Below are 2,903 nucleotides of genomic sequence, written 5' to 3'. Positions count from 1 at the left end.
GAACAATGTTGCTTACTCTAAACTCTAGCAGGATGAGACCGCTTTGATAAACCTCAGAAAAACAGGCAGAAGGCGATCACTATGATCAGGTTCACGGTTTGTTGAAAAAATGGTCGTAAAAATAGTTCGTGGCCTCGACGAAACCATGGATGCTGCCGCAGTCGAAGCGTCTGCCTCTGAATTTGTAACCGATGACGCCGCCCTTGCTGATCTGGCTTTTCAAAGCGTCCGTAATCTGTATTTCACCACCGGTGCCTGCCGGTGTGCTGCGCAGCAGGTCGAAGATATCCGGTGTGAGGATATAACGTCCGATGATGGCCATGTTGCTGGGTGCCGTGCCTTCGGGGGGTTTTTCCACCATATCGTCGATGCGGTAGATACCGGGTTCTATCTCCTGGCCGGAGATGACGCCATACTTGTGGGTGTCCTGCTCCGGTACTTCTTCGATGGCGACGATACTGCAGCGATGCTGCTCGTAGATTTTCACCATCTGTGCCAGTACGCTGTCATGTGGCTGTTCGCCAATGCACAGGTCGTCGGCCAGGACCACGCCAAAGGGTAACTCACCTATCAGGGGTTCACCGCTGAGAATGGCATCCCCCAGTCCCTTCATCTGCTTCTGGCGGGTATAGGAAAAAGTGCAAGTGGCCATGAGGGTGTTGGTTTCCTCCAGCAGTTGCGCCTTGTCCGTGTTTGCCACGGCATCTTCGATGATGCGGTTGTTGTCGAACAGGTCCTCGATGGCGTGCTTGCCGCGACCGGTGACGATGGCGATGTCCGTCATGCCCGCGTTGGCTGCTTCTTCCACACCATACTGGATGAGGGGTTTGTTGACGATGGGCAGCATTTCCTTGGGAATGGATTTGGTTGCCGGCAGAAAACGGGTGCCGTAACCGGCGGCGGGAAAGAGGCATTTCTTGATCATGAGGGTCGCTTCCTTTACTTGCGCAACTTCCAGGTAGGTCGGTCGTGTTCGTCGATAAGATGGTACTCCATCAGCCATTCGCTTGCATCTTCGGCGTCGTTCTCGAACCAGGCGCGGCTCGAACCCAGGCGAAAGCTGTAGCCCCATTCGTCCATGTCCCTGAACATGCGTTCACGGCCAAAGCCGGGCAGGTGATCTGCAAGCAGGATCTGCAGGTAGCAGACGCCGTTTTCCTCGTCATAGCCGCCGCCGGCGTCGGTGTGCAACTGCTGTCTGCGCTCCCCGTCCATGCACACATAGTGGCAGGTCTCGTGGAAGGCGGAATGCAATGGGGTGTCCGCACGCACCAGCAGGGTGCTGCCGATGAGCCCGGCTTCGGGGTCGCCGAAATGGGAGCCGGGAATGGAGATGCTGTCGTTCACCCAGCGCAGTTCCAGGCCGTATTTTCCGATCAGTCCGGACAGTAAATCACCAGGGGGATCGCTGCACAGCAAAACGCTCATTCAGCACTGTTCCCACGGCAGTCCCTGAAAGCGCCAGCCGTTGATGGTGCTGCGCTGGTGATGATCGTTCAGTTCACCCTCGAAGCCTTCGTCGATGTTGTAGATATCGCTCATGCCTGCTTCCAGCAGGCGCTTTCCTGCTTCCAGGGAACGCTTGCCGCTGCGGCAGATGAGAATCACCGGCGCGCAGCTGTGTTCCTCGTCACAGACCACGCCGCCGAGGAGTAACTGACGGATGTCGGTGACGAAGTTGGGGTTGATGTCCCAGTCGGGCTCGTCGATCCAGGGAATGTGTACCGCGCCGACCGGGTGACCCACGAACAGGAATTCCATGCTGGAGCGGACATCGATGAGCAATGCCCTGGGATTTTCCTGGATGAGCCTGTAGGCTGCTTTGGCTGACATGCCCGTAGGCAGTGCTGTATCCATGACGCTTTCCGGTTAATATGAGTCAAAGTTCAAGATTATAGAATTTGATCGAGTATGCAAACCCGTTTGTTGCGTTTTTTCATCCGCTTTCTGGGCATCCTGCCCTTGCTGCTGCTGCGCACAGGCGGGCGTTTCGTTGGCTGGCTGGCCTACCGTATTCCCAATCGTGAACAGGAAAATACCCGCACCAATATCGATCTGTGCTTTCCCGATCTTTCAGTGGAAGAGAAGGAAGCCCTGATCGAGGAGACCCTGAAAGAAAATGCCATCACACTGCTGGAGATGCCTGCCGTCTGGTACGGGGAAACGCAAGCGTGGCTGAGCCGGCTGGACATGGGTAGGGTGCCGGACGAGATCCGGGCGCTCATGCAGCAGGGAAAAGGCGTGGTGATCGCCATGCCCCACCTGGGCAACTTCGAGATCAGCGCGCATTTCTTTGGCGCCATCGGCAAGGCGACAGGCCTGTACCGCCCGCCACGCAAGGAGGAACTGGAATCGGTGATGCTGGAAGGGCGCAACCGCCCAGGACAGAACCGCATGGTGCCCACGGACCGACACGGTATCAAGGCGTTGTACGAGGCCCTGGGCAATGGTGAACTGATCGTCATCCTGCCGGACCAGCAGCCCAAGACGGCCAAGGGTGGAGGTGGGGTGTTTGCCCCGTTCTTTGACGTACCCGCGCTGACCATGACCCTGGTGAACCGTTTTGCGCGCAAGACGGGTGCGCCGGTGTATTTTATCGCTTTCGTGCGCACAGGCGGTAAACCCGAATACAAGGTAATCGGGCTGCTGGCGGGGGAGGACATCGTCAGCCGGGATGCAGAAAAGGCCGCCACCGAACTGAATGCCGGCGTGGAAAAGCTGGCCAGGCAGTACCCGGCCCAGTACCAGTGGACCTATCGCCGTTTCCGTGAGCAGCCGGATGGGAGTAACCCCTATAAAAAACAAGATAGTTCCCGTCTATAAATGCCAAGTCATTGAAATTCAATTGAAAAACCGAAAAAAGACGATGAGAAATCCGGTGCAGGATGGTACAATTATGATCT

Annotated in this window: 4 protein-coding genes; 1 reads left to right on the top strand and 3 read right to left on the bottom strand. The window is 56.6% G+C overall.

Annotated elements, in window-relative coordinates:
- Positions 1–91: 91 nt before the first annotated feature.
- The 3 genes from galU to ACOCD2_RS15680 are packed head-to-tail and all read right to left on the bottom strand — an operon-like array spanning position 92 to position 1,857.
- Positions 92–925, bottom strand: a complete 834-nt coding sequence (gene galU / locus ACOCD2_RS15690) for a UTP--glucose-1-phosphate uridylyltransferase GalU (RefSeq protein ID WP_293649399.1) — start codon at positions 923–925, stop codon at positions 92–94.
- 14 nt (positions 926–939) lie between these two features.
- Complete coding sequence (locus tag ACOCD2_RS15685; RefSeq protein WP_293649397.1) at positions 940–1,428, bottom strand: hypothetical protein; 489 nt, start codon at positions 1,426–1,428, stop codon at positions 940–942.
- A complete protein-coding gene (locus tag ACOCD2_RS15680) occupies positions 1,429–1,857 on the bottom strand; it encodes a rhodanese-like domain-containing protein (protein ID WP_293649395.1) in 429 nt (142 codons plus the stop codon).
- Between the two features lie 54 nt (positions 1,858–1,911).
- Between ACOCD2_RS15680 and ACOCD2_RS15675 the strand changes: the two genes are divergently transcribed.
- Positions 1,912–2,823 carry a lysophospholipid acyltransferase family protein gene (locus ACOCD2_RS15675; protein ID WP_293649394.1) on the top strand — a complete coding sequence of 304 codons (912 nt, stop codon included), beginning with the start codon at positions 1,912–1,914 and terminating at the stop codon, positions 2,821–2,823.
- The last annotated feature ends 80 nt before the right edge of the window (positions 2,824–2,903 follow it).

Origin of the sequence: Thiolapillus sp., assembly GCF_048562965.1 — a bacterium.
GTDB lineage: Bacteria > Pseudomonadota > Gammaproteobacteria > Chromatiales > Chromatiaceae > Thiolapillus > Thiolapillus brandeum_A.
Note: the sequence above shows the minus strand (reverse complement) of the source record. Positions and strands in the feature narration are given on the sequence as shown.

Bases quoted from the DNA above. Each gene is read 5' to 3' on its own strand.
- galU (WP_293649399.1), bottom strand. From the start codon at position 925: ATGATCAAGAAATGCCTCTTTCCCGCCGCCGGTTACGGCACCCGTTTT.
- ACOCD2_RS15675 (WP_293649394.1), top strand. From the start codon at position 1,912: ATGCAAACCCGTTTGTTGCGTTTTTTCATCCGCTTTCTGGGCATCCTG.
- ACOCD2_RS15685 (WP_293649397.1), bottom strand. From the start codon at position 1,428: ATGAGCGTTTTGCTGTGCAGCGATCCCCCTGGTGATTTACTGTCCGGA.
- ACOCD2_RS15680 (WP_293649395.1), bottom strand. From the start codon at position 1,857: ATGGATACAGCACTGCCTACGGGCATGTCAGCCAAAGCAGCCTACAGG.